This window comes from Stenotrophomonas sp. YJH_SMC_120 (assembly GCF_059368675.1).
Genome location: NZ_JCAFRY010000001.1, coordinates 179,190 through 201,710, shown reverse-complemented (window position 1 = coordinate 201,710; position 22,521 = coordinate 179,190). Strand labels below are relative to the sequence as shown.

Sequence of the window (22,521 nt, the reverse complement as noted above, 5' to 3'; positions counted from 1 at the left end):
GCACGCAAGCATGAAGTTGACCCTGCCCACCTGGCTGACGTTGTTGCGGATCGTGATGATCCCGGTGCTGGTGCTGGTGTTCTACCTGCCCTACACCTGGACCAACTTCGCTTCGGCGGCGATCTTCGGCCTGGCCGCGATCACCGACTGGCTCGATGGCTGGATCGCACGCCGTTACCAGCTGGAGTCGGCCTTCGGTGCCTTCCTCGACCCGGTCGCGGACAAGCTGATGGTGGCAGTGGCACTGTTCCTGATCGTGCAGGGCCATCCGACGCCGTGGATGGCGTTCTGGGCGGCGGTCATCGTCGGCCGTGAGATCGCGGTATCGGCGCTGCGCGAATGGATGGCCGAGCTGGGCCAGCGTGCGAAGGTGCGCGTGGCGATGATCGGCAAGATCAAGACCACCGCGCAGATGGTCGCGTTGCTGTGCCTGCTGTACTCGGTGGCCCCGAACGTGCCGGTGGAAGACATCTGGATGGGCTGGCCGGTGTTCCATATCGGCGACTGGACCCTGGCCATTGCCGCGGTGCTGACCCTGTGGTCGGGCCTGCAGTACCTGCACGTCGCCTGGCCGAGCCTGCGCGATGACGAGCGCGCTGCGCGCGAGCGTGCGCGGCAGAAGAAGCTGGGCAACTGAGCCCGGGGTCGGATCCCTTTCCGCAGGAAAGGGCTCTGACCCCACGGTTGCTGCCATCCACGCATGGCGTGGATCTACTGGAAATGCCGCATCCAAGGAGGGGGCGGATCCATCAGTTTGCGGAGACGCTGCAGTAGATCCACGCCATGCGTGGATACGCGGTGCCAGGTGCCTCGGCAGACCCTGAAAAAAGCGCTTGACGCCATCCTTGGAATAGGTAAAATTTCGCCTCCCAAGCGGGAATAGCTCAGTTGGTAGAGCGCAACCTTGCCAAGGTTGAGGTCGCGAGTTCGAGTCTCGTTTCCCGCTCCAGATTCAAGAAAAACGCTCCCGCAAGGGGGCGTTTTTCGTTTGCGTGTTCCACGCTTCATCCTCACTTCACCGCCACTCCTTCGCCTCACCACGCGGCAGTTCGAAGCTGCATCTCCGACGCTCCACGGCGATGCCGCAATGCCTCACACTTCCCCCGCCTACGACCACGACGTGGTCATCGTCGGCGCCAGTTTCGCCGGTGCCGCCTGCGCATTGGCTGCCGCCCAGTACGGTCTGCGCGTCTGCGTGCTTGAACGCAAGGCCGACCCCGGCGAGCGCCTGCACACCACCGGCATCGTGGTGAAAGAAGCGATGGAGCAGACCTGGTTGGGGCGCATGCCCGAGCATCTGGTGCAGCGCGTCGCCAACGTGCGCCTGTATGCGCCGAACCTGCGCAACGTGTTGCTGGTCGCGCCGGGCTATTACTTCCTCACCACCGATACGCCGAACCTGATGCGCTGGCTGGCCAGCGAGCTGCGCGCGAATAGTGTCGACCTGCGCCTGCAACGGTCTTTCACCGATGCCCATCGCAGTGGTGACGGCTGGCAGGTGGATGGGGCAGGGCGATGCGCCTATCTGGTTGGTGCTGATGGCGCACGCTCACGCGTGGCACATCGCACCGGACTTGGCCAGGTGCGTGACAACCTCTACGGCGTCGAGCGTGAGTTCGCCGGCCTGCATTTGCCGCAGGGCGACGCGCTGCATTGCTTCGTCAGCAAGCACTACGCACCGGGCTACATCGGCTGGGTCGCACAGAATCCGACCGGGCTGCAGGTGGGATTGGCGCTGCGTCATGACCCGCAACAGGTGCGGCCGCCGGATATCGATGGCTTCCTCGACCACGTGCGCGATGTGGTCGACATTCCGCCTTCGGCGCGTTCCTCGGCCACCCGCGCCGGCTTGGTCCCCTGCGGCCGGCCGGATGGGCCGATCACCGGCCAGCGGCTGATCCTGACCGGCGACGCGGCGGGCATCGTCTCGCCGCTGTCCGCCGGGGGCATCCACTCCTCGTGGCGGCACGGCTGGGCGGTCGGCGAGGCGATTGCCCGCCATCTGCGTGGGCAAGGGCCGGAAGCGGAACGGGTGGCGCGGCGGGTGGCGCCGGCATTCCATGGCAAGCGCCTGCTGCGCTGGGCGATGGACCATCTGCAGGCGGACTGGCCGCTCAATGCACTGCTGCACACGGCGGCCACGCGGCGCATCGCCGAGCAGGTCTACTTCCACCGCCGTGGCCTGCGAACCTGAGGTATCGGTCCTGGGGGCCTGAACGCCTCCCCGCAATGCGGGCGAAAATTCCTGTTGACGCCGTGCAGCAATATCGACACAATAGCGCTCCTTCGACGCAGGTCGAACGAAATCTGCGGGAATAGCTCAGTTGGTAGAGCGCAACCTTGCCAAGGTTGAGGTCGCGAGTTCGAGTCTCGTTTCCCGCTCCAGATTCAAGAAGAACGCTCCCGAAAGGGGGCGTCTTTCGTTTGTCATGACGTTGGCGGCACGGGGCGCTACAGTCGCGCCATGGCATCGTCATGGCGGGCGTGATATCGACGGCCTGGCGGGACGATTCCAGCGTTAGTGTTGCAATCGGAATGGCGGGGCGTATCGGTCGTGGGGATGACCGCAGGGGCGGGGCTCGGGGAAGTTGGCAAGAAGACGCAATGGCCCGGATGTCGCACCAGCGTTCCGTGCGTCGCATGCAGTGAAAGGCTGGCGAAAGGCCAACGCCATCGTTGCCTGAACCGCACGCGTGCTGTGACCTTTTTCGGACCATTTCTCCATGTTCGCTCCACAATCGCACGGTAGCCTTCATGCTCCTTCTACACGTTGGCGGGCTGGTGGTCAGGCGTATCACTTCAGTGGCAGTGCCCAGGACAGGGCGCGGACTCTCCCTGCAGGCAGTGCTGCGCCCCGGTGCGTTTTTGGCAACCCTGGCCTTGGCCGGCTGCATGTCGGTGCCCGTCCCGGACCTGCCTGATCGCACACCCAGCGCCTGGACCCAGGTACCGCAGGGCCAGGGCGTGGCGGTGGACGCCAGGCAGTGGTGGAAGGTGCTGGCCGACCCGGCGCTGGATGGCCTGGTCGATCAGGCGGTCGCCGGCAATCTCGACCTGCAGCAGGCCACCTTGCGCCTGCAGGCCGTTCGGATCGTCGCTGGCACGTCCGACTCGCGTTTCCTGCCGGAAATCTCCGCCAGCGCCAAGCAGGTGCAGGACGCCGCCGCTGTCGATACCTACTTCCATGCCGGCATTGAAGCGATCTGGGACCTGGGCCTGTTCGGCGCCGCCGAGAGTGCGCAGCTGAGCGCGCAGGCCTCGGCCGGCAATGCCGAGGCGCTACGCAATGCCGCGCAGGTAGCGGTGATTGCCGACGTGGTGCGCAGCTATCTGGACCTGACCGTGGCGCAGGCCCAGCAGGATCTGCTGATGCGCCAGCAGGCCGTGGACGACCGCGGCGAACAACTGGCGCGGGTCCGCCAGCGACTTCGCCTGGATGAGCCGGGCGAACTGGATCGCCTGCGTGCACGCCAGGCCGCCACCCGCGCCGCCACGGCACAGGCCCGGGAAAAACGCCGACAACGCGGCCCGCGCCCTGGCATTGCTGCTGGGCCGCGATGGCCCGGATCCGACCTGGCGTGCGTACCGAACGCCGCCGACGCTGGGCACGTTCTCGTTGCAGCAGGTCCCAGCGGACCTGTTGCGCCATCGTCCGCAGATCCTGCTGGCCGAATCGGAGGTGATGCAGGCCGCCGCCAGCAAGGGCTCGGCGCGCGCCGCGATGTACCCGCGGATCAGCCTCGGCGGCTCCATTCTGTATGCCTACAACCTCACCCAGAACGCGCGCTCCAATTCCGACTCCAGTCCGTCGATCGGTCCATACGTCGATATTCCGCTGTGGGACTGGGGCCAACGCCGTGCGCGTTTCCATGCCGATGAGAAGCAACTGGACGCCGCGCTGCTCGGGTATCGCAAGGCCGTGCTGGAAGGCGTGAGCGAAGTGGAAGGCGCGCTGGGCAGCCTGGCGCGCCAGGACAGCAGCATCCAATCGCTGCGTGCGGCCAATGATGCCGCCAACCAGCAGGTCAAGCGCCAGGTGCGGCAGGTGCAGCTGGGCCTGTCCAGCGAGTTCGATGGGCTGGACACGCAACGTGCCGCGCTCGCTTCGCAGGCGGATCTGATCGGTGCGCAGGGCGCGCGCGTGCTGGCTTTTGCGTCGCTGTACCGCGCGCTTGGTGGCGCACCGCTGCCGGTCGAGGCTGAGGGCGAACCGCAATGATCGCGCTGGCCCGCAAGACCCTGGCCTATGAGTGGCGCCGGTTCCTGCCGGTGGTGCTGGCGATGTGCTTCGCCGGCGTGCTGCTGATCGTGCAGGCGGCGCTGGTGCTGGGCATCTTCGGTACCGCCGCGATCTATGTGAAGGCATCTTCGGCCGATATCTGGGCCGGTTTCCCCGGCACCCAGAGCGTCAACTACGGCCACGCGATCAGCGCCGATGTGGAAAGCCACCTGCGCATGGATCCGGATGTCACCCGCGTCGAACCTTACGAGTGGGTGGATGGCGAATGGCGCTCCAGCGCGCAGGGTACCGGCAACGTGTCGGTGTATCTGTCCGGCATCTCCACCCGCGACGATGCAATGATGTTCGCGCGCATCCTGCCTGCCGACCTGCGTGCACAGCTGCGCGAACCGGGTGCGGTGATCGTCGACAGCGCCGACCTGGATACGCTGGGCGTGGACCTGCAGAACAACCGCGCCTGGATCAATGGCAAGGCCGTGCGCGTGGTTGCCGCGCAGCCGGGCCTGCGTGGCCTTGGTGGTGTCAACGTACTGGCTTCGCTGGATACCGCGCGCGCCATCGCCGGTACCGACCCACACGAGGGCAGTACCTACTTCGTGGCGGGCCTGCGCTCGCCGGACCTGGCCGATCGTGTGCGTGACCGCTTGTCCGCGTCGATGGGCCGGGCCACGCCGGTCGAGTTCTGGACCGCGCCGGAGTTCGCCAGCCGCTCGCAGCAGTATTGGCTGTTCGATACCGGCGCCGGCATCGCGGTGTTGTTCATGGCCGTCATCGTCTGCTTCGTCGGCGCGGTGATCACCAACCAGTCGTTCGCGTCGGTGGTGGCTGGCTCGGTTCGCGAGTACGCCACGCTCAATGCACTCGGTGCAGGCCGCTATGCGCTGGCACGGGTGGTGTTCGAGCAGGCGTTGCTGATCGGTGGCGTGGGCATGTTGCTGGCGGCGGCCTTCAGCACCGTGGTGCTGTTGATCGCGCAGACCCAGCGCGTGCCGGTGCAGCTGACACCGATGGTGATCCTCGGCTGCGTGGCGCTGGTTGCGGTGATGGCCATGCTCTCCAGCATCATGGCGGTGCGCAGTGTCGTCCGCTCCGATCCATCGTTGCTGCTGCGTTGAGGACCGGCCGATGACTTCCACACGCGCCGTCGCCCCGACCCTGCGGGCCGATGCACTTGAAAAGGGCTTCCTGTCCGGCGACGTGCAGGTGCCGGTGCTACGTGGCCTGTCGCTGGACATCTATCCTGGCGAGCTGACCCTGGTATCGGGCCCGTCGGGTTGCGGCAAGAGCACGCTGTTGTCGCTGCTGTCCGGCCTGTCCGCGCCCGATGGTGGCCGCGTGCACGCACTTGGCCAGGACGTGGGGCACATGACCCGAAGCGAGGTGGAGCGCTTCCGCCTGCACCATGTCGGTTTCGTGTTCCAGGGCTTCAATCTGTTCCCGGCACTGACTGCGCTGGAGCAGGTGCAGCTGCCGCTGGGCTACCGCGGCATGCGCAATCGCGAAAGCGAACCGCTGGCGCGCAAGGCGCTGGAAGAAGTGGGCCTCAGCCACCGCAGCCACATGCGCCCGGCGCAGCTGTCCGGCGGCGAGAAGCAGCGTGTGGCCGTTGCCCGCGCCTTCGCCAAGTCGCCGACGCTGATCTTCGCAGACGAACCCACCAGCGCGCTGGACGCCGAGAACGGCCAGCGCGTGATCGACATCCTGCATCGCTACGCACGTGCGCATGGCGCCACCGTGCTGTGCGTGAGCCACGATCCGCGCCTGATCCGGCATGCCGATCGGGTGATCGCCATGGAAGACGGCATGGTCCGTGATGACCGCCGCCAGAACGAAACTGTAGAGTCCGCCCCATGACCAAGACGTCGCACCTGCTCCCCCTCAGCCTGGCCCTGTCCGCGGCACTGCTGCTCGGCGCCTGTTCCAGGGACGCGCCTGCGCCTGCACAGTCGCCTTCGGGCAAGGCCGGTGCAACCGCCGCCGGCAAGGTTGCGGTGGCACGCGGCATCATCGATGTCGAGGGTGGCCTGATCGCGCTGGCACCGCCGGTGGACGGCTCGATCACTGCCGCGCCGGTGAAGGAAGGCGCCACGGTGAAGAAGGGGCAGCTGCTGCTGTCGCTGGATGGTGCCTTGCTGCAGCAGGAGGTGGCGATGGCCAGCGCCGATCTCGCCCTGGCCAATGATCGCCTGAAGGGCAGCCAGGCGCAGCTGCGCGAACTGGAGCGCAACGTTACCCGCCTGTCCACGGGCGCCAGCGAGGGCGTGTCGTCCAACCAGCAGGCCGATGCGGCCAAGCAGCAGCTGGCGGGTGTGCGCGCCGATGTCGACGTGGCCAGTGCGCAGGTCGACCTGGCCCAGCACAAGCTGGAACACGCCAGGCTGAAACTGCAGCAGATGTCGCTGAGCGCGCCGGAAGCTGGCACCGTGGTCGGCCAGGTGCCGGGCGTTGGCGCATTCGTGCAGGCCGGCAAGCCGGCAATCTCCCTGCTGCCCGCGCGCCCGCTGCAGGTACGTGCCGAACTCAGCGCGGCCTACGCCGATGCCGTGCAGGTCGGCATGAAGGCTACCGTCGTTCCGGACAGCGATGGCGCCGAAAACACCAGCACGCTGCCGCCCGCACGCGTGGTACGCATCAGCCCGGTGTTCGCACAGGCACGCCTGCCTGAAGACGCTGGGCGTGGCGTGGCCAAGGTGGTGGAGTGCGTGCTGGAGTTCGATGGCGAGGCCAAGGCGCGCTTCGGCCAGCATGTGCGGGTGGAGTTCCGGAAGTAAGCCTAGTGCTGCGGCGGGGGCGCATCCGCGCGCCCTCGACGCCTGAGCGCCCGCCATGCGCTCACCGCCGACACCATGCACAGCGCCAGCAGCAGTCCCACGTCCAGCAGCAACAACCACAGCAGATGCATGCCGTGTACCGGCGGCTGGTGCATGGCTGACAGCATCCACGGCACCGACCATGCCAGCAGCAGGGCGAAGGCGATCAGCAGGCGCAGCCACAGTCGTTTCAGTCGCCACGGCCGCACGATCAAGGCGGCCACCACCAGTTCGACGGTGCCCAGCAACGCGAACACGATGACAGTGCTGGTCGGGTAGGGCGACTCGGCGCCTTCCAGGTGATGCAGCAGCCAGTAGTCTGGGGTGAAGCCGGCATTGACCAGTGCGGCGATCAGCGCCAGCCAGGTCAACGCAACCAGCAACCAGAATAGGCGGACGTAGCGTCTAGGCATCGGCGGTGTCCGTGGCGGCAGGCAGGCGGTTGCGTGATGCATACCACGCGGAAATGGCGATCGCGGCCAGTGCCAGCAGGCCGGGCCCGAGGGTGAAGTACAGCAGGCGCAGCGGATGGTTGTGCATCAGTGTCCAACTCGCGAACGCCAGGGGAATCGCCAGCACCAGCAGCTTGGCAAACAGTGGCCGCAGCACCGCGATCAGCGGCTGGGCGCCAATGAACATCCAGAACAGATAGAACTGGGCGATGCCCAGGCCGATGTCACGATGTGAAGCAAAGCCGAAATGGTCGCGATACCAGTTCATTCCCATCGGCATCAGCGCCCAGTACAGCAGGGCCACCAGCAGATGCAGCAGCAGGGCGATCAACAGAGGCGTGCCGCGAAGGAGCATGGGCGAACGGGGCCGGGCGGGGCAGCGTACCCCACTGCGGACGTCCGTGACCGCATGATGTGAAGACTGTTGACGGCGTGAAGGAATTTGGACACAATAGCGCTCCTTCGACGCAGGTCGAACGGAATCTGCGGGAATAGCTCAGTTGGTAGAGCGCAACCTTGCCAAGGTTGAGGTCGCGAGTTCGAGTCTCGTTTCCCGCTCCAGATTCTACAGGGCCCCGGCAGGGGCCTTGTTTTTCTCCCGCCACGGCAAGGCGGGGCACGTTGGGCCACAAGGCTTTGCGCGCAGTCAGAAAAGTGAAATCGCTGGTGTGTTTTCCGGATTTCCGGTAGCATGTCGGCTTACGCGGGAATAGCTCAGTTGGTAGAGCGCAACCTTGCCAAGGTTGAGGTCGCGAGTTCGAGTCTCGTTTCCCGCTCCATGTTCCGACAGGCCCCATCATGGGGTTTTGTCTTGTCAGGGCCCAGTTCCTGGCGCGCAGTACGTTGGCCTCATGGCAGAGTGGCTATGCACCGGATTGCAAATCCGTTTACAGCGGTTCGATTCCGCTTGAGGCCTCCAATTGAAAAGCCCTGACTTCGGTCAGGGCTTTTTTGTTTGGCTGGATGCCGGCCCGCGCCCGGATCGATACCCGCTACAACCGGGCCAGCGCCTGCACCGTGGCCTGGGTCAGCGGCTGGGGCAGAGCATCCCGCGCGAACCAGCCCAGCCCGGTCTGCACGCCCGGCTCCTGGATGGAAGCCTCGGCACCCGCAAGTGCCCGTGCCTCGTAGATGGGCGCGACCCAGTGCTGCACAAGCGCCGGCTCGAAATGATCGGCCACGCACAGCAGGCGCAGCAGCTGCACTTCCAAGGCGGTCTCCTCGCGGACTTCGCGGACCACGGCAGCCTCCACCGTTTCCATCCAGTCGACTTTGCCGCCAGGCAGGCCCCAATACCCGCGCTCCGGATCGCGTCCGCGCTGGATCAGCAGGATGCGGCCGTCGGCATCACGGACGACGGCGCCGCATCCAACGCGGGGAATCTGCAGTTCAGTCATGGCGGTGAATGAAGGAGGGACGGTTTTCATTCTTGCATGCACGCCGCATCAGGCGAACCCGCGCTAGGCTGGGCACCTGTGCATCAACAACCTCGCGGGTGTGTCGCATGGTCATCCGGCAACTTGGTGCTGACGACGCCGACATTCTCTGGCAGGCGCGGTTGCAGGCGCTTCGCGAGTCGCCCGCTGCGTTCCTGTCCACGCTGGCCGAGGCGCAGAATGAGACAGCAGACGTGATGCGCGCCCAGCTTGCTGATCCCGGGACGCGTTACTTCGGCGCTTTCATCGACGGCAAGCTTGCGGGTTCCCTGCGCTACGTACGCCCGATGCGGATGGCGCGACGGCATACGGCGGAAGTGCACAGTGTCCATGTGGGCACCGGCCACCGTGGCCAGGGTATCGCCCGCCAGCTTCTTCTTGCTGCGTTTGCATCTGCGCGCGCTGAGGGCATTGAATCGCTCACCCTCACGGTGCTGGCGGACAATGCTGCTGCGCGCGGGCTGTATGAATCGCTGGGTTTCAGCGTACTCGGCAGGGAGCCGCGCGCAGTCAAGCGCGAGGGCATCTACACGGATATCGTCTCGTACTGGATCACATTGCACTGACAGTGAAACGTTACTGCGAGCCCGGTCATGTTTCCGTGGCACGATGGGCCTGGACACACATTCATTCGACGAAGATGGGGCAATGCACGTTCAGGTATGCCGCTGGCAAAGCGTAGCGCCGCAACACCGTCAGCAGGCGGTGGATCTGCTTCGCCAGGCTTTCCCGGACATGCAGGGCGAGGGCTACGCCATCCCGGGGCCGGTCGCTCTGGTCCTGGCGATGGGAGGTGATCACGTTGTCGCACATCTCGCGCTGTACGAACGCAACGTACTGCTGGACGGCGAGCCGGAACGCATGGGCTTGATTGGCGGCGTGGTGGTGCGTGCCGACGTTCGCCGGCAGGGCGTTGCCTCGCGGTTGATCGAAGCGGCCCATGCAGAGCTGTGCCGGCACGGTATCGATTTCGCCGTGCTGTTCGCCCTGGATCATCGGCACTATGCCTCTGTGGGCTATGTGCCGATGCAGAACGAGACCTGCTTCATTGAAGACGGCCACGTACGCAGGTTCGTCTACCGCGGCGGCATGGTGGCCACGCTGGGAGCGCGCCGCTGGACCACGGCCTTGCTCGATCTGCAGGGCGAAACGGTCTGAACGGCGCCAGCGTGCAGTCACCACCAAACCACCGTATCGTGGCGGTTGTCCAATGAACCAGGGAGCGGTGCAGGATGAAGGGGAAGGTAGTGATGGCGATGATGCTGCTGGGGTGTTTCCCGCTGGCATCGGCTCAGGTCTACAAGTGCAAGGGCGCTTCCGGTGAAACGGTATACAGCCAGAATCCCTGTGCTGCCGGCGCTGAACCCATGAAGCTGCGTTCCAGCCGTTCCTCCACGGAAACGGCGGGGGAGGCATCGAACCGCGCGGCGGTGTACCAGAACACCGAACTGGCCGACGCCGGTATCGCCGAGCGCAACTGCGTGCAGGGCGAGCGCTCGCGCATCTACGGTCCGCTGGAGTCGCGCAGCCAGCAGATCGGTCGGCAGATCGCCGAGTTGAACCGGCAGATGGCCGCGTCGAGCAACAACCTGGCCGGCGCAACCCGTGACTCGGGCATCCGTACGCAGATTGCCAGCCTGCAGCAATCGTTGAGTGCCGAGCGGATGGCGGCGGATACACAGATGGCGAGTGCGCGCGAACGGTGCGCCTCGACCCGGCGTGAACGCGAGCGCTCGGTGCGCGACAAGTTCAGCAACGTACCCGCGGGTACGCCATGAGTCGTTCCCGCTAGGCGGGAAGGCGCATGGGTGTCTCCGCACGGAAGTTCCGCCCAACCGGCGCGCTCACGCCCAGGTAGTGCCGGAACAGGTAGATCAGCGGTTTCCAGCGCGTCACATCGATGTGCTGGGTGCCGTGCACGGTGATGTCTTCGTGCGCATGCACGCAGCGGATGCGGCCTTCGACGATCACGAAGCCCTGGCCATCATCCTCGCCGGGTGGATGCATCGCCATGACGGTGGCCTCCACCTGCAGCGGGCACTCGGCAATGGCCAGCGGAGCAACATGCGTCGACACGGCGGCGGTGAATCCGCCCAGTGCGAACTTGTCGCGCACGTGCACGTAGCCCATCGCCTGCTTGGCGGTCGGCGCCGGGTTACAGCCGGTTGCCCGCGCGATCGCCTCGACCTGTGCGGCCTGCGCGGATGAGGGGAAGTTCAGCACGCACTCGTTGCGCAGTTGCAGGTTGCGATAGCCCTGGCCCTGCGTACCGAGACCCAGCACTACCCGGTTGCCCAGCGCCCAGAACGAAGAAAGCGGGCTGATGTTGCTGCTGCCATCGTCATTCAACGTGGTCATCAGCAGCACGGGCGTACCTGGGTACAGGACCGAAGGGGTGATGCGGCGGCGATGGATCGAAGCGGTCTTCACGGCAGGTCTCGCGGTTGCGGGCGAGCACTGTGCCGCGCAGTCGGCTGCTGACGCTTCGGCCTGCATCGAACTGTTGGCAGATGACGGCATGCCACAATGGGGCATGGTCCACACCTCCGGTTCCCTTGTCAGTGTCGGTGCCCTGGTCGGGGACCAGGCGCGTGCCGCCATGCTGCTGCAGTTGATGGATGGACGGGCTTACACCGCGATGGAGCTGGCGCGCGTGGCCGGGGTAACGCCGCAGACGGCGAGCACGCACCTGCGCAGGCTGGTCGAGGGTGACCTGCTGGTGGCGGTGGCGCAGGGGCGTCATCGCTACCACCGGCTGGCATCAAGCGAGGTGGCAGAGATGCTCGAAGGCATGCTGCGCGTGGCCGACCGTACCCCTTCCTGTACCGCTGCGGCCGCGCGCAGCATGCCTGCACTGCGCGAGGCGCGTTCCTGCTATCGGCACCTGGCCGGCGTGCACGCGGTCGCCATCACCGATCGCCTGCTGCAGGCGGGGCATGTACTGCCATGCGAAGGGCATTGGCAGATCAGCGCTGGAGGCGCCGCATTCCTTGCCGGACTGGGCCTGCCGTTGCGCGAGCTCCTGCAGCAGCCGGTGGCGGCCAAGCCGGCGCGCTACTGCCGTGGCTGCCTGGACTGCACCGAACGGCGGCCACACCTGGCAGGGCTGGTCGGTGGGGCGATGCTGGACAGTTTCGTGAACAACGATTGGCTGCGGCGCGTCGAGGGCCGGCGCGAACTGCGGCTGACGCCACCCGGGCGCGAGGCGTTGTGGCGGCTCTTCAACCTGGCGACCTGAGCGGCGCGGCCAGTCTCAGCCACCCGCGACATGGCAAGGCGTTATGGTCGAGTTCCACGTCTCAGGGAGCTGCAATGGCGAGCAAGGACATCACGGGTCGCTTCGGGCACGGAGCGAATCGGAAATGAGCAAAATCATGGCAGATGTGCGTTGGCTGACCTTTCGGTTGAAGAACGGGCAATCCATCGGGCCGGAGCGGCTGAAGGACGGATGGGTGATAGCCTCGGAAACTGCCCGCTGCGAGGTCCGCCGCGAGCATATCGAGGGATCGGGCCTGGTGTACGCCCTGTATGCGCCGGCCAACCTGGCCTCACCGCGGCGCGCGGAAATGCGCATGCGCGAATTCTTGATGAGCTCGGGCTACACCTTCACGATGGGCACGCTGGGCGGCTGATCCCCGCCTGCTGCGGCTACGGGCGCACGGCCAAGACCTGGCCGAGCGCGCCGATCTGACCGCGCGCATCGAACGGCACTGTGCTGGTCGGCCGACACCGGGGTGGGCAAACGGCACCGACATGTCGAAGCCCAGCCACTCGCCTTCGGGCATGCCGAACAGGTGCGCGGTCGGATCGAGGGGAGGCGACACATGCTGCGCGGGTCCCTGCACCGTAAGCGTTGCCAGCCTGGCGGACACGTTTCGCTACGCGATGGACTCAGCGTTGCACTGTCTTCAAGGCATCGACAACCTGTGCTTCAGAGAAGCCACAATGTCCTTCGCCCACCGATGGCAGTACCCGTGGCGCTGGCCGCGCACCGGCGTGTGCGGCCAACTGCGGATACACCGTCTGCATGTGCGGCACGATGGTGGGGTCGTTGTGGTTGAACTGGATCACCAGCGGGCGCTGCAGTGCGCCGGTCAGCGCCAGCGCCGCGCGCACCCTGGCCTGCGCGGCAGGTACAGCATCGATGCGCCGCACCCCGGCGTTGAATGCGGCGTCATCGCCGAAGCCGCTGTAGACCGTGCCCCTGTTGCCGACCGGCATGCCACCGCTGCGTGTGGCCAGCTCGTGCAGCACCAGGGCGTGCAGGCTGATCGTGCCGGCCACTTCATCGGGGGAAACCTGCAGCCGCTGCGCCAGCAACGCGGCATGCGCCGGGTCGCGTTGCAGCGTGGTGGCGATGCCCTGGTAAAGCTCGCTCTGGGCCAGCATGGCTGCTTCGCGCGACGCCAACCCGGTGGCCGGCAACCCCTCAGCCTTGGGGAAGAAATAATCGAACGCGACCAGTGTGGTCAGCAGGTCGGCCGCGATCTGTTCGCCACTGAGATTGGCGCCGCACAGCGACACACCACCGGCATAGTGCTGCGGGAAACGCTCGAGGCTGCCAATGGTTACGGCACCACCCATCGAGAAGCCCAGCATCCAGGTGTGTCGCACGCGCTTGAGTTCACCCAGGGCATGCTGTCGCAGGTGTTCCATGTCGGTGATCGCCTCGGCCACCGCCCAGCCTTGGCTGGAATACGCGCTCTGCGCGACGGCGTAGCCCGCGCCCAGCAGTGCTGCGGTGCTGTCACCGGCGGCCATCGGCGTGGTGCGTGGCACGCCCACGGGCTCATAGCCATGGGCCAGCATCACCAGGTCGCCGTTCCAGTCTGCCGGTACATCCAGCCGCCAGGGGGCGCCCTGCAGCTCGCCGCTGAGCGTGCGTGGTGCCGTGGTTGGTGCTGCCAGCGATGCCGTCGAAGCATGCAGCAGGCCAAGGGCGAGGGCACATCGAAGCAAGGGGCGCATCGTGGTCATTCCATGCGGGAATGGCGCAGAGCATAGATGCCAGCGGAATGTTGCGCGCGCTGCACTGCCGCAGGGGATTGCGGGCCGTACAGGCGGCGCTCTACGCTGGTGGCATGGCTCCGCACGTCACCGCGTCGATTATCCGCATTCCCCACGGGAAGGCGGGGTAGCGCGCGGTCGTCACGGCCCTGCAACCCGCCCGGGAAGGCGGATTGCATGCAGCGCTCTCCCGGGAACTGGAATCCACCGAGGAGATCGCAGATGCAACACCCTTCATCCGCCGATGGCGGCGCAACCCTGCACCTGCTGTGCGGCAAGATCGGCGCAGGAAAATCGACGTTGTCGCAACAGCTGGCGGCCAATCCTCGCCACGTATTGATCAGCGAAGATGCCTGGTTGGCCACGCTGCACCCGGGTGAAATCCACTCCGTCGCCGATTATCTGCAGCGCGCAGCCACGCTGCGCAGCGTGCTGACCGATCATCTGCGTACGCTGCTGCGGGCCGGCGTCTCGGTGGTGCTCGATTTCCCCTTCAACACGCCCGCAACCCGCGGGTGGGCACGTGAGGTGTTCTCGCCAGTGGGCGCCGCGCATCAACTGCACTTCCTCGATATCGCCGACGAGGTCTGCAAGGCGCGGCTGCGTGCACGCAATGCATGCGGCGAGCATCCCTTCCAGGCCAGCGATGAGGAATTCGAGCAGATCACCCGCCACTTCGTTGCACCGGCCGCAGAAGAGGGTTTCATGGTGATGCGCTACACCGAGGCAGGCCCGGCATAGCGCGGTCGGCTCAGTCGCCGAATGCCGGCTTGCCTTCGGTGGCGGTGCGCACGAGCGTCCTGCGGAAGGTCTCGACCAGGGGGCGCAGGTTGATGCGGTGCCAGGCCGCCCACAGCGGTGTGCGGTAGCTGAACCACGGCAGCTCGCGCAGCACCACGCCGTCCGGCGCCTGGTGATCCAGGCTCTGCTGGACGGTGGCCAGGCCCAGGCCGGCGGCAACCAGGCCAAGCGCGGCCAGTGGCTCGGTCGCTTCCATGGCGATGGTCGGGGTGAACCCGGCTTTCGCACACGCGGCGATGAAGGTGTCGTGGCGCAGTGCGTTTTCCCTGTGCATCACGCCGATCCACTGCTGGCTGGCCAGATCCTCGGGCGTGATGGTCTCTGCAGTGGCCAATGGGTGGCCGGCCGGCAGCGCCAGCAGCATCGGATCGTTCAGCACCTGCGTGGCTTCCAGGTCTGGATCGTCGAACGCCGGTGGTTCGCAGACCAGGGCGATGTCCAGGCTGCGTTGGCGCAGGCCTTCCAGCTGCACGTCCGACTGCTGGTTGTAGAGCGCGATATGCACTGCCGGGCGATCGCCGCGCAGTTCGCGCAGGGCGGTGGGCAATACGCCGGAGTGCATCGCGTACTCCAGATAGCCGATGCACAGGCCGCCTTCGTCGCCGCGGCCGAGCCGGCGTGCCAGCGATTCCAGCCGGTTGGCATGGGTCAGCAGGGCCCGCGCCTCGGCCAGGAAGGTACGGCCATCGGCGGTCAGCCGGATGCGCTGCTGCGAGCGTTCGAACAGCTGCAGTTCCAGCCGTTCCTCCAGCTGGGCGATCTGCCGGCTGAGCGGGGATTGGGAGATGTGAAGGCGCTCGGCAGCGCGGCCGACGTGTTCATCTTCGGCGACGGCCACGAAGTAGCGCAGTTGGCGGAGGTCAAGCATAAGACCCTGCGGGACTCAAGATAATTAAATTATGTCTTGGACAGTCTTATCGGGCAAGCCTAGCCTGTGCCTCAACTTCAACAACCTCCCCAAGGGGGAACCCATGAGCATCAACACGCTGCTGGCTGGCAAGACCCTCGGCTTCGGTACCGCGCCGCTGGGCAACATGTTCCGTGACATCCCGGAAGCCGAGGCCCAGGCCACGGTGGACGCGGCCTGGGAACAGGGCACCCGCTACTTCGATACCGCCCCGTTCTATGGCGCAGGCCTGGCCGAGATCCGCCTTGGCGACGCGCTGGCCAAGCGCAACCGCGATGACTTCGTGTTCAGCACCAAGGTCGGCCGCCTGATCCTGGACGAAGTGGAAGACACCAGCGCCCGCGACCTTGGCGAGAAGGGCGGCCTGTTCGTCGCCGGCCGCCCCAACAAGCTGGTCAACGATTACTCGGCCGATGCCACCCTGCGTTCGATCGACGACAGCCTCAAGCGCCTGAAGACCGATCGCCTGGACATCGTCTGGGTGCACGACATCGCACAGGACTTCTACGGCGATGAGTGGCTGTCGTACTTCGAGACCGCACGCCGCGGCGCCTTCAAGGTGCTGACCCGCCTGCGCGAGGAGGGCGTGATCAAGGCCTGGGGCCTGGGCGTCAACCGTGTCGAGCCGATCGAGCTGACCCTGGACCTGGACGAAGCCCGTCCGGATGGCTTCCTGCTGGCAGGCCGCTACTCGCTGCTCGACCACGAGCGTGCGCTGCAGCGGGTGATGCCCAAGGCGGCCGAGCGCAACACCGGCGTCGTGGTCGGCGGTCCGTACAGCTCCGGCGTGCTGGCCGGTGGCAGCCACTTCGAGTACCAGAAGGCGTCGCCGGAGATCCTGGCCAAGGTCGAGCGCATCAAGGCCATCGCGGCCGAGTACGGCATCAGCATCAAGGCGGCCGCGTTGCAGTTCTCGCTGGCCAACCCGGCAGTGGCTGCGGTGATTCCGGGCGCCAGCCGTCCCGAGCGCATCGCCGAAGACTACGCCGCACTGAAGGAAATCATCCCGGCCGGGTTCTGGCAGGCGCTGCGCGCCCAGGGCCTGGTCGCGGCCAACGCCCCGCTGCCGATCGACAACATCTGAGTCCCGAAGGAGACATTCCCATGGTAACTGCTTCTGTATCCATCACCGTGCCGACCCCGGCCGACCAGGTCTGGAACCTCATCGGCGGCTTCGATTCATTGCCCGACTGGCTTCCGTACATTCCCCAGAGCACGCTCAGTGAAGGCGGTCGCGTGCGCCATCTGGCCAATCCCGATGGCGATGCCATCGTCGAGCGCCTGGAAGCCTTCGACCAGGCCGATCGCAGCTACACCTACTCGATCCTGCAGGCCCCGTTCCCGGTCAGCGGCTATCGATCCACCCTGCGTGTGGTCGAGCAGGGCGACGGTTCGCGGATCGACTGGTCCGGTGAGTTCACTCCGGTGGGCGTCAGCAACGAAGAAGCGTCCGCGCTGTTCGAGGGCATCTATCGCGATGGCCTGAAGGCCCTGGAAACCACGCTGGCCGGGTGAATGCCCGTGTGGCGTTGACCGCATGCAGGCGCCCCGGCCGGTCCGGGGCGTCTGCGTGTCAGGGTGCGGGCGTCGGTGCACCGCAGGCGACGCGATGCATGGGAAAGTCCATTGCCTGCTTCGGATTGTCCTGCGCGATCTCGATGCGCGCATGTGCGCGCTGGTCGTCGAGGCGCCGGTAGCGGATACGTTGTGGGAAGTCGTTGGCAGGATTCTCGAAGACCGCCTCGTTGGCATCGACCCGGGTGGCAACGAAGTCCGTGGCGTTCTGGCCAGAGGGCAGGGTAGTCAGCACCAGGCGCCCATCATCGTGCTGGCGCAGTTGCATGAACTCGAAGCCGACGGTTCGCCCTTCACGCAGGCTGCGGCTGCTGCCGAACAGGGTGTTTCCAGCCAGGCTGGTCCATTGCTCGCCGGCACCGGGTGGCTGCCCATCAAGCTGCCAGCAACCGGCCAGCCAGGCCAGGTGTTCGATCTTCGAGGGTGAGGCGGATAGCGCGTGCGGGGCCGCGAGCAGCAGCGGCAACAGGGCCAGGGCGATGCGGAGTGACATCGGTGCCTCCATGCGCGGGAATGTGCGGCCTGTATAGCGCCCGCCAGATCACGCGGCCAGTGCCGTCCTTTCCAGTGCTGATTCCGATACGATCTGTCACATTGAGCTTATCTCGCTTGACCCGGAGTCCCGTCATGGTCGACCGTCTCGCCATTCTGCTTGAACGCTTCGCGGTCACCGCCTCGGTGTTCCATGCCGGTGCGCTGTGCGGCATCAACACGCTGGAGGGTGAGGATGAAGCCGGGCAGCTGCACCTGGTGCGACGTGGGCCGCTGCAGGTCAGTCATGCCCAGCAGACCGTACAGGTGGATGTGCCCAGCCTGCTGCTGTATCCGCGGCCGATGCCGCACCGCTTCAGTACCGACCCACAGCAGGGCGCCGACATGGCCTGCGCGAACCTGCATTTCGAAGGCGGCCGGCTCAATCCGATCAGCGCCGCGTTGCCGGATTTCATCTGCCTGCCGCTGGCTGGGCTGTATGGCGGCAACGCAGCGCTGGAGTTGTTGTTCGAAGAAGCGTTCGAGCAGCGTTGCGGGCGCGCGGCGATGGTCAACCGCCTGTTCGAGGTGGTGATGATCCAGGTGCTGCGCCAGCTGATGGAAGGTGGCAAAATGCGCGGCGGTCTGTTCGCTGGGCTTGGCCACCCGCGATTGCGGCTGGCGCTGGTGGCGATGCACGAAGCCCCGGCGCAGGGGTGGACGCTGGAGGATCTGGCCGAGGTGGCCGGCATGTCACGCAGCGTGTTCGCCGCCAGCTTCCGCGAAGCGATGGGGACCACCCCGGGCCAGTACCTGCAAGGCTGGCGGGTCGGGCTGGCACAGCAGGCGCTGCGCCAGGGCCGGCCGCTGAAGCGGATTGCCGACGAGGTGGGCTATGGCAGCGAGGCGGCACTCTCGCGCGCGTTCAAGGCGCACACGGGGCAGTCACCACGCGAATGGCGCGGACAGGCGCGTGCTGGCACGGCCTGAGCCTCAGCCGAGCACCAGCCGGGCCAGCTTCATGCCACCGAACAGGCCGGCCAGGCCCAGCGCCACCGAGCCACCGGCATACAGCGCGGCCAGTCCGTGCTGGCCGCGCTGCAGCAGCAGGCCGATCTCCAGCGCATAGGTAGAGAACGTGGTGTAGCCGCCAAGGATGCCGGTGGCGAGCAACAGGCGAAGCTGCGGCGAGGCACCATTGCGCATCGCGAAGACCTCGACCACCACGCCCATCAGCAGGGCGCCGCTGATGTTGATCAGGAAGGTCGACCATGGCCAGGGGCTACCGACGGCCACTCGGGCGCCGATCAGGTTGCAGGCGTGGCGCAGGCAGGCACCGATGCCGCCGCCGACGAAGACCAGGAAATAGTTGTTCAATGCTTGCATGGCGTGCCTCGAATGCGGGTTCGCAGGGTCAATGGCGAACGCCGAGGGCAGGCACGACCTGCCGTCGACGAACACCGGGTTCGTCCTGGCAGGAGCCATCAGCCTTCTCAGGCGGTTATCGGGGGAGCCCCATCCCCATCGCGGTCCATGCTACCAGCGGCGGTGCATTCACGTCATTGAGGTGGTCAGCACGCGGGCCACCTTGCTGCGGCTGAAGCCATCCATCAGCAGTTCGAACGCGAGCAGGTCCAGCGCCGCGTGGCGGCGGTGGTCGATTTCCAGGCCATTCTCGGCCACCAGGTGACTGACCAGCTCGTAGGCGTCCTGCCAGACGTCAAGGTGGGCCTGGCTGGGAATGTAGGCGTTACCCGGCTCCCCGACGCCGCGCCCGTTCACTCCATACAGCAGCTCGCGTGCGTCCAGCTTGGCCGCATCGGCGATGCGGAACAGCTGCTCGGCTTTCACATGGGACGCACTGACATGGTCGTTGAGCCAGTTGCTGATGGTTGCCGTGGTGGATTTGGCGGCGCGGGCCAGATCGGCCGGGCGGGGGTGCCCGGCTTTCTTCATGGCGGCGGCGAGTCGTTGGCCGAGAGTATTCATCTATGCAAGCCAGCTTAACGCGTGGAATGCGAAGAATCCTTGCCGCAAGAATAAGTCTGGTTAACAAAAGGGCAGACCATGACCGAATTCTGGAACAAGCGGCAGGTGCGCACGCGGCTGGGGTTCCAGACCGATGCGGAGCTGGCGCGCTTCTTCGGCATCAGCCGTTCCGCGGTATCGCAATGGCCGAAAGACTTCCCGATCCCCGCTCTGCGGCAGTACATCCTGCATCAGCGCTACCCGAACCTGTTCCCCGCAACTGGCGCCGCCGAAGTCGAATCCGCCTGAATTACGCCGCCTTTTGTCGCATTTAGCGTGCTAAGCGCATTCTGTTAAGTACAATTAGCAAAATAGGAAAAACTGATCGTATTGGCAGTACCTATTGTCGAGGCCTACCGGCTGCCGGACAGGTGCCTGGGGCGCGTTGTCGGCTTCACCCCATCCGGGAGGGGCGGGGTCCCGTATGTGGTTTCGTGAACGATTAATAATTTCAATCGCGAAAGTCGCTGCATGTAATTGACCTGTCGTGAAATCTGTGACTAATTTGGATCAACCGGGCGTGAAGCCTGGGAGTCTTTCAGTAGCACGCAAGTGAGTCGGTAGACCGTCAACGATGCAGAACAAGTCCAACGGAGGTCGTATGGAATACGGCATGCATGGCTTGGCTGAACGGGTACGCCGCGAACTGGAAGCCAGCTATCACAAACACGGATGCGGTCCGGCGTTCTGGGATACCTACCAGCAGGTGCTGGACCGGCTCGTCCCGCAGGGGACCGAGCGTACCGAGTTCACCAACGAAATGGCGCTGATCATCGAGCAGCTGGGCATTGTCCGACGCGCGCAGCTGGTACCACCGCACGCCGACGGGCCGCGTTGATTCAGAGCAGGCGCCAGGCGCCGCAGGCAAGCAGCGCAAGCAGCAAAGACAGCAGGGCCAGGGTCCGGGGTCGCCACCAGCGCTTCGGTTGCCCGGCCATCGCCTGCGGACTGCAGTAGCGCACCAGCCCCGGACCGAACCCGGCCCGGTGCTGTTGCTGTGCGCAGGCTTCCAGACAGGCGCCGCAGGCCAGGCAGTCGGCCTGCGGCCCCTGGCGGATGTCCAACTGCATCGGGCAGGCGCTGATGCAGGCCGCGCAATCGGTGCAGTCGCCAAGACGGTCGGCGCTGAAGGTCGGCATCGGTCCGGCCAGCAGCGGATGCGCGGCGCGGAACACGTAGTCCTGTGCAGTGGTCGAATCGAGCAGGCCGCGGCCACGGCCCAGCACGCCGCCCAGGCCGGATGGGCGAGGTCCGCGTGGCTCGCCGCGGCGGGCGTCGTACAGCATGCGCGGCGTATGTGGATCGGTCAGCAGCGGCTGCATGCGTGCGAACGGGCACAGCGAACGGCAGACCTGCTCGCGCAGGAAGCCGGCGTTTGCCCAGGTGGCGGCGGCATAGAACAGCACCCAGAACGTTTCCCAGCCGCTCCAGCCGGCGCGCGGCGCTGCGATCACCAGCTCGGCGATGGGGCTGAACAGGCCCACGAAGGTGATGCCGGTCCACAACGAGAGCAGCCCCCAGGCCAGCTGTGTGGCCGCGCGCGCAACGCGTGCCGGAAGCGCGCGGGCCACGCCGTCGGCGATCCAGTCGAAGGCACGGCGCCACAGTGTCTGCGGGCAGGCGTGGCCGCACCAGATGCGCCCGGCGAGGTGGGTGAGCAGTGCCAGCCCCACCGCGAGCACCGCCAGCAGGCCGACCAGCACCCCGACGTCTCCCGGCCACAGCGTCCAGCCGAACAGATCGAAGCGGCGGGCGTTGATATCCAGCAGCAAGGCCTGGCGGCCGTCCCAGCGCAGCCATGGCAATGCGTAGAACAGCACCAGCAAGGCGGCGCTGAGCGTGCCGCGCCAGTGCCGTGGTCTCGGTGTGCAGGTCGTACTCATCCCAGCGGCAGCTCGTCGTCGTCGCCGCTGGGCATCGGTCGCTGCAGGTACCAGGTGATCGCGCTGGACAGCGCAGTCACCGTCCAGAACATGAAGAAGCCAACCGTGTAGCCCATTTCACGGCTGATCTGCGTGCCCGGGAAACTGATGGCCTGCAACCGCAGCGGGTCGACGAAGGCGAAGAACACCACGCTGGCCAGGCCGGTAGCGATGAAGCTGGGCCAGAGGATCGCGCCCCATTGCTGGATCAACTGCTGGCGACGGTTGGGAGAGGGTCTGTTCATGCTGTCCCGGATCGAAAAGTGGGCGGCGCGTATACTCGCCTGGGTTGGCGCGGCATCCGCAGGGCATGCTTCCTGCAAGCGTGCCAGCCTAGGTGCAGCGGACTGCGCCGACATTGATCTGGATCAACGGTGGTGCCGGCCGGCTGCGGCACACTGCCGGCACGCTTTGGGTACCCCGATGAACGCAACGCCGCCTGTCCTTCCTGTCGCCTCGCCCGAGCTGTGCACCGAGCAGGAAGTGACCCGCCTGGTCCACGACTTCTACGCCCGCGTGCGCGGGGAGGAGCGATTGGGGCCGGTGTTCGAGGCCCACGTCCACGACTGGCCGGAGCATCTGGCCCAGCTGGTCGACTTCTGGTCGGCGATGCTGCGCGGCACCCGGCGCTTCAAGGGTTCGCCGATGTCCAAGCACATGGCAATCGAGCTGGACAAGGATCTGTTCGACCGCTGGCTGGTGCTGTTCCGGATCACCACCGCCGAATGCAACAACCCGCCGATGCAGGAGCTTGCCAACGACGTGGCTGCGCGCATCGGTGACACCTTCTGGAAGCGCTACCAGATGCTGCGATGGCCGCAGGTCGGCCTGCCGGTGCTGGGGATGCCCGCCAAGGATTGATCTGGGTCAAG

General features: G+C 66.1%; 28 protein-coding genes, 5 tRNA genes, 1 pseudogene and 1 riboswitch. Of the genes and pseudogenes, 23 read left to right on the top strand and 11 right to left on the bottom strand.

The features are described from left to right. The first annotated feature begins 10 nt into the window (after positions 1-10). The 8 genes and pseudogenes from pgsA (at position 11) to AC5P60_RS01130 (ending at position 7,011) form a co-directional block, all read left to right on the top strand. On the top strand, positions 11-637 hold the full coding sequence (gene pgsA / locus AC5P60_RS01165; protein WP_483692847.1) for a CDP-diacylglycerol--glycerol-3-phosphate 3-phosphatidyltransferase: 627 nt from the start codon (positions 11-13) through the stop codon (positions 635-637). 236 nt (positions 638-873) lie between these two features. Further along, positions 874-949 (top strand) — tRNA-Gly (locus AC5P60_RS01160). A gap of 138 nt (positions 950-1,087) precedes the next feature. Continuing rightward, positions 1,088-2,194 (top strand): NAD(P)/FAD-dependent oxidoreductase, encoded by a 1,107-nt coding sequence (locus tag AC5P60_RS01155; protein WP_483692846.1) that lies wholly within the window; start codon positions 1,088-1,090, stop codon positions 2,192-2,194. Between the two features lie 115 nt (positions 2,195-2,309). Further along, positions 2,310-2,385 (top strand) — tRNA-Gly (locus AC5P60_RS01150). A 369-nt stretch (positions 2,386-2,754) separates the two neighbouring features. Beyond that, a pseudogene (locus AC5P60_RS01145) lies at positions 2,755-4,219 on the top strand (TolC family protein). After that, positions 4,216-5,355 carry an ABC transporter permease gene (locus AC5P60_RS01140; protein ID WP_033835993.1) on the top strand — a complete coding sequence of 380 codons (1,140 nt, stop codon included), beginning with the start codon at positions 4,216-4,218 and terminating at the stop codon, positions 5,353-5,355. The pseudogene AC5P60_RS01145 and the gene AC5P60_RS01140 overlap by 4 nt, the downstream one beginning before the upstream one ends. Before the next feature lie 10 nt (positions 5,356-5,365). Next, positions 5,366-6,094 carry an ABC transporter ATP-binding protein gene (locus tag AC5P60_RS01135; protein WP_005408900.1) on the top strand — a complete coding sequence of 243 codons (729 nt, stop codon included), beginning with the start codon at positions 5,366-5,368 and terminating at the stop codon, positions 6,092-6,094. Next, positions 6,091-7,011 (top strand): HlyD family secretion protein, encoded by a 921-nt coding sequence (locus tag AC5P60_RS01130; protein ID WP_049452179.1) that lies wholly within the window; start codon positions 6,091-6,093, stop codon positions 7,009-7,011. Before AC5P60_RS01135 ends, AC5P60_RS01130 begins: the two co-directional genes overlap by 4 nt. Before the next feature lie 2 nt (positions 7,012-7,013). Here AC5P60_RS01130 and AC5P60_RS01125 read toward each other — a convergent pair whose 3' ends face one another. Next, positions 7,014-7,463, bottom strand: a complete 450-nt coding sequence (locus AC5P60_RS01125; RefSeq protein WP_033833853.1) for a hypothetical protein — start codon at positions 7,461-7,463, stop codon at positions 7,014-7,016. Continuing rightward, entirely contained in the window at positions 7,456-7,857 is a 402-nt protein-coding gene (locus tag AC5P60_RS01120) for a hypothetical protein (RefSeq protein WP_012479693.1), read from the bottom strand. Before AC5P60_RS01120 ends, AC5P60_RS01125 begins: the two co-directional genes overlap by 8 nt. Before the next feature lie 130 nt (positions 7,858-7,987). Here AC5P60_RS01120 and AC5P60_RS01115 point away from each other — a divergent pair. The 3 genes from AC5P60_RS01115 to AC5P60_RS01105 all read left to right on the top strand — a co-directional run bounded on the left by AC5P60_RS01115 (position 7,988) and on the right by AC5P60_RS01105 (position 8,421). After that, positions 7,988-8,063: transfer RNA gene (locus AC5P60_RS01115), tRNA-Gly, on the top strand. Between the two features lie 142 nt (positions 8,064-8,205). After that, positions 8,206-8,281, top strand: a tRNA-Gly gene (locus tag AC5P60_RS01110). A 66-nt stretch (positions 8,282-8,347) separates the two neighbouring features. Further along, positions 8,348-8,421, top strand: a tRNA-Cys gene (locus tag AC5P60_RS01105). A gap of 73 nt (positions 8,422-8,494) precedes the next feature. Here the strand turns inward: AC5P60_RS01105 and AC5P60_RS01100 are convergent. After that, the gene (locus AC5P60_RS01100; RefSeq protein WP_053451721.1) at positions 8,495-8,899 is read right to left on the bottom strand and encodes an NUDIX hydrolase; all 405 of its coding nucleotides are present in this window, start codon (positions 8,897-8,899) and stop codon (positions 8,495-8,497) included. Positions 8,900-9,006: 107 nt separating this feature from the next. Between AC5P60_RS01100 and AC5P60_RS01095 the strand changes: the two genes are divergently transcribed. The 3 genes from AC5P60_RS01095 (at position 9,007) to AC5P60_RS01085 (ending at position 10,716) form a co-directional block, all read left to right on the top strand. Beyond that, complete coding sequence (locus tag AC5P60_RS01095; protein WP_495201664.1) at positions 9,007-9,504, top strand: GNAT family N-acetyltransferase; 498 nt, start codon at positions 9,007-9,009, stop codon at positions 9,502-9,504. 43 nt (positions 9,505-9,547) lie between these two features. Further along, positions 9,548-10,096: a GNAT family N-acetyltransferase gene (locus AC5P60_RS01090; RefSeq protein WP_049452811.1), complete on the top strand. Its 549-nt coding sequence runs from the start codon at positions 9,548-9,550 to the stop codon at positions 10,094-10,096. Between the two features lie 74 nt (positions 10,097-10,170). Next, the gene (locus AC5P60_RS01085) at positions 10,171-10,716 is read left to right on the top strand and encodes a DUF4124 domain-containing protein (protein WP_033834659.1); all 546 of its coding nucleotides are present in this window, start codon (positions 10,171-10,173) and stop codon (positions 10,714-10,716) included. A 10-nt stretch (positions 10,717-10,726) separates the two neighbouring features. Here AC5P60_RS01085 and AC5P60_RS01080 read toward each other — a convergent pair whose 3' ends face one another. Continuing rightward, positions 10,727-11,368: a flavin reductase family protein gene (locus AC5P60_RS01080; protein ID WP_483692845.1), complete on the bottom strand. Its 642-nt coding sequence runs from the start codon at positions 11,366-11,368 to the stop codon at positions 10,727-10,729. Between the two features lie 103 nt (positions 11,369-11,471). Between AC5P60_RS01080 and AC5P60_RS01075 the strand changes: the two genes are divergently transcribed. Further along, the gene (locus AC5P60_RS01075; RefSeq protein ID WP_483692844.1) at positions 11,472-12,176 is read left to right on the top strand and encodes an ArsR/SmtB family transcription factor; all 705 of its coding nucleotides are present in this window, start codon (positions 11,472-11,474) and stop codon (positions 12,174-12,176) included. Between the two features lie 124 nt (positions 12,177-12,300). Then, entirely contained in the window at positions 12,301-12,570 is a 270-nt protein-coding gene (locus tag AC5P60_RS01070; protein ID WP_005408911.1) for a hypothetical protein, read from the top strand. 259 nt (positions 12,571-12,829) lie between these two features. On the opposite strand, the gene AC5P60_RS01065 is transcribed toward AC5P60_RS01070, so the two are convergent. Further along, complete coding sequence (locus AC5P60_RS01065) at positions 12,830-13,906, bottom strand: alpha/beta hydrolase family protein (protein WP_495201663.1); 1,077 nt, start codon at positions 13,904-13,906, stop codon at positions 12,830-12,832. A gap of 261 nt (positions 13,907-14,167) precedes the next feature. Between AC5P60_RS01065 and AC5P60_RS01060 the strand changes: the two genes are divergently transcribed. Beyond that, complete coding sequence (locus AC5P60_RS01060) at positions 14,168-14,686, top strand: P-loop nucleotide/nucleoside kinase family protein (protein ID WP_081284545.1); 519 nt, start codon at positions 14,168-14,170, stop codon at positions 14,684-14,686. Between the two features lie 10 nt (positions 14,687-14,696). On the opposite strand, the gene AC5P60_RS01055 is transcribed toward AC5P60_RS01060, so the two are convergent. Continuing rightward, positions 14,697-15,614 (bottom strand): LysR family transcriptional regulator, encoded by a 918-nt coding sequence (locus AC5P60_RS01055; protein WP_231522150.1) that lies wholly within the window; start codon positions 15,612-15,614, stop codon positions 14,697-14,699. A gap of 103 nt (positions 15,615-15,717) precedes the next feature. Here AC5P60_RS01055 and AC5P60_RS01050 point away from each other — a divergent pair, with 103 nt between their 5' ends. Further along, entirely contained in the window at positions 15,718-16,737 is a 1,020-nt protein-coding gene (locus tag AC5P60_RS01050) for an aldo/keto reductase (protein WP_483692842.1), read from the top strand. 20 nt (positions 16,738-16,757) lie between these two features. After that, positions 16,758-17,168, top strand: a complete 411-nt coding sequence (locus tag AC5P60_RS01045) for an SRPBCC family protein (protein WP_483692841.1) — start codon at positions 16,758-16,760, stop codon at positions 17,166-17,168. A 58-nt stretch (positions 17,169-17,226) separates the two neighbouring features. Here AC5P60_RS01045 and AC5P60_RS01040 read toward each other — a convergent pair whose 3' ends face one another. Beyond that, positions 17,227-17,721, bottom strand: a complete 495-nt coding sequence (locus AC5P60_RS01040) for a DUF6265 family protein (protein ID WP_111108376.1) — start codon at positions 17,719-17,721, stop codon at positions 17,227-17,229. Between the two features lie 134 nt (positions 17,722-17,855). On the opposite strand from AC5P60_RS01040, the gene AC5P60_RS01035 reads away from it, so the two are divergent. After that, positions 17,856-18,689 carry an AraC family transcriptional regulator gene (locus AC5P60_RS01035; protein WP_483692840.1) on the top strand — a complete coding sequence of 278 codons (834 nt, stop codon included), beginning with the start codon at positions 17,856-17,858 and terminating at the stop codon, positions 18,687-18,689. A 3-nt stretch (positions 18,690-18,692) separates the two neighbouring features. On the opposite strand, the gene crcB is transcribed toward AC5P60_RS01035, so the two are convergent. Both crcB and AC5P60_RS01025 read right to left on the bottom strand, forming a co-directional pair. Further along, positions 18,693-19,085 carry a fluoride efflux transporter CrcB gene (gene crcB / locus AC5P60_RS01030; protein ID WP_005412844.1) on the bottom strand — a complete coding sequence of 131 codons (393 nt, stop codon included), beginning with the start codon at positions 19,083-19,085 and terminating at the stop codon, positions 18,693-18,695. An 82-nt stretch (positions 19,086-19,167) separates the two neighbouring features. After that, positions 19,168-19,231: riboswitch (Fluoride riboswitch) on the bottom strand. Positions 19,232-19,253: 22 nt separating this feature from the next. Beyond that, positions 19,254-19,655: a transcriptional regulator gene (locus tag AC5P60_RS01025; protein WP_005408921.1), complete on the bottom strand. Its 402-nt coding sequence runs from the start codon at positions 19,653-19,655 to the stop codon at positions 19,254-19,256. A gap of 111 nt (positions 19,656-19,766) precedes the next feature. Between AC5P60_RS01025 and AC5P60_RS01020 the strand changes: the two genes are divergently transcribed. Together AC5P60_RS01020 and AC5P60_RS01015 are read left to right on the top strand one after the other, a co-directional pair. Continuing rightward, positions 19,767-19,976 carry a helix-turn-helix domain-containing protein gene (locus tag AC5P60_RS01020; RefSeq protein ID WP_005408922.1) on the top strand — a complete coding sequence of 70 codons (210 nt, stop codon included), beginning with the start codon at positions 19,767-19,769 and terminating at the stop codon, positions 19,974-19,976. 352 nt (positions 19,977-20,328) lie between these two features. Next, positions 20,329-20,565: a hypothetical protein gene (locus tag AC5P60_RS01015; RefSeq protein WP_005408923.1), complete on the top strand. Its 237-nt coding sequence runs from the start codon at positions 20,329-20,331 to the stop codon at positions 20,563-20,565. A gap of 1 nt (position 20,566) precedes the next feature. On the opposite strand, the gene AC5P60_RS01010 is transcribed toward AC5P60_RS01015, so the two are convergent. Continuing rightward, a complete protein-coding gene (locus AC5P60_RS01010; RefSeq protein ID WP_483692839.1) occupies positions 20,567-21,610 on the bottom strand; it encodes a 4Fe-4S dicluster domain-containing protein in 1,044 nt (347 codons plus the stop codon). Further along, positions 21,607-21,894, bottom strand: a complete 288-nt coding sequence (locus tag AC5P60_RS01005; RefSeq protein ID WP_483692838.1) for a hypothetical protein — start codon at positions 21,892-21,894, stop codon at positions 21,607-21,609. The genes AC5P60_RS01010 and AC5P60_RS01005 overlap by 4 nt, the downstream gene beginning before the upstream one ends. A 178-nt stretch (positions 21,895-22,072) precedes the next feature. On the opposite strand from AC5P60_RS01005, the gene AC5P60_RS01000 reads away from it, so the two are divergent. Beyond that, positions 22,073-22,510, top strand: coding sequence for a group III truncated hemoglobin (locus AC5P60_RS01000; RefSeq protein ID WP_033834669.1), 438 nt, complete (start codon positions 22,073-22,075; stop codon positions 22,508-22,510). Positions 22,511-22,521 lie beyond the last annotated feature (11 nt).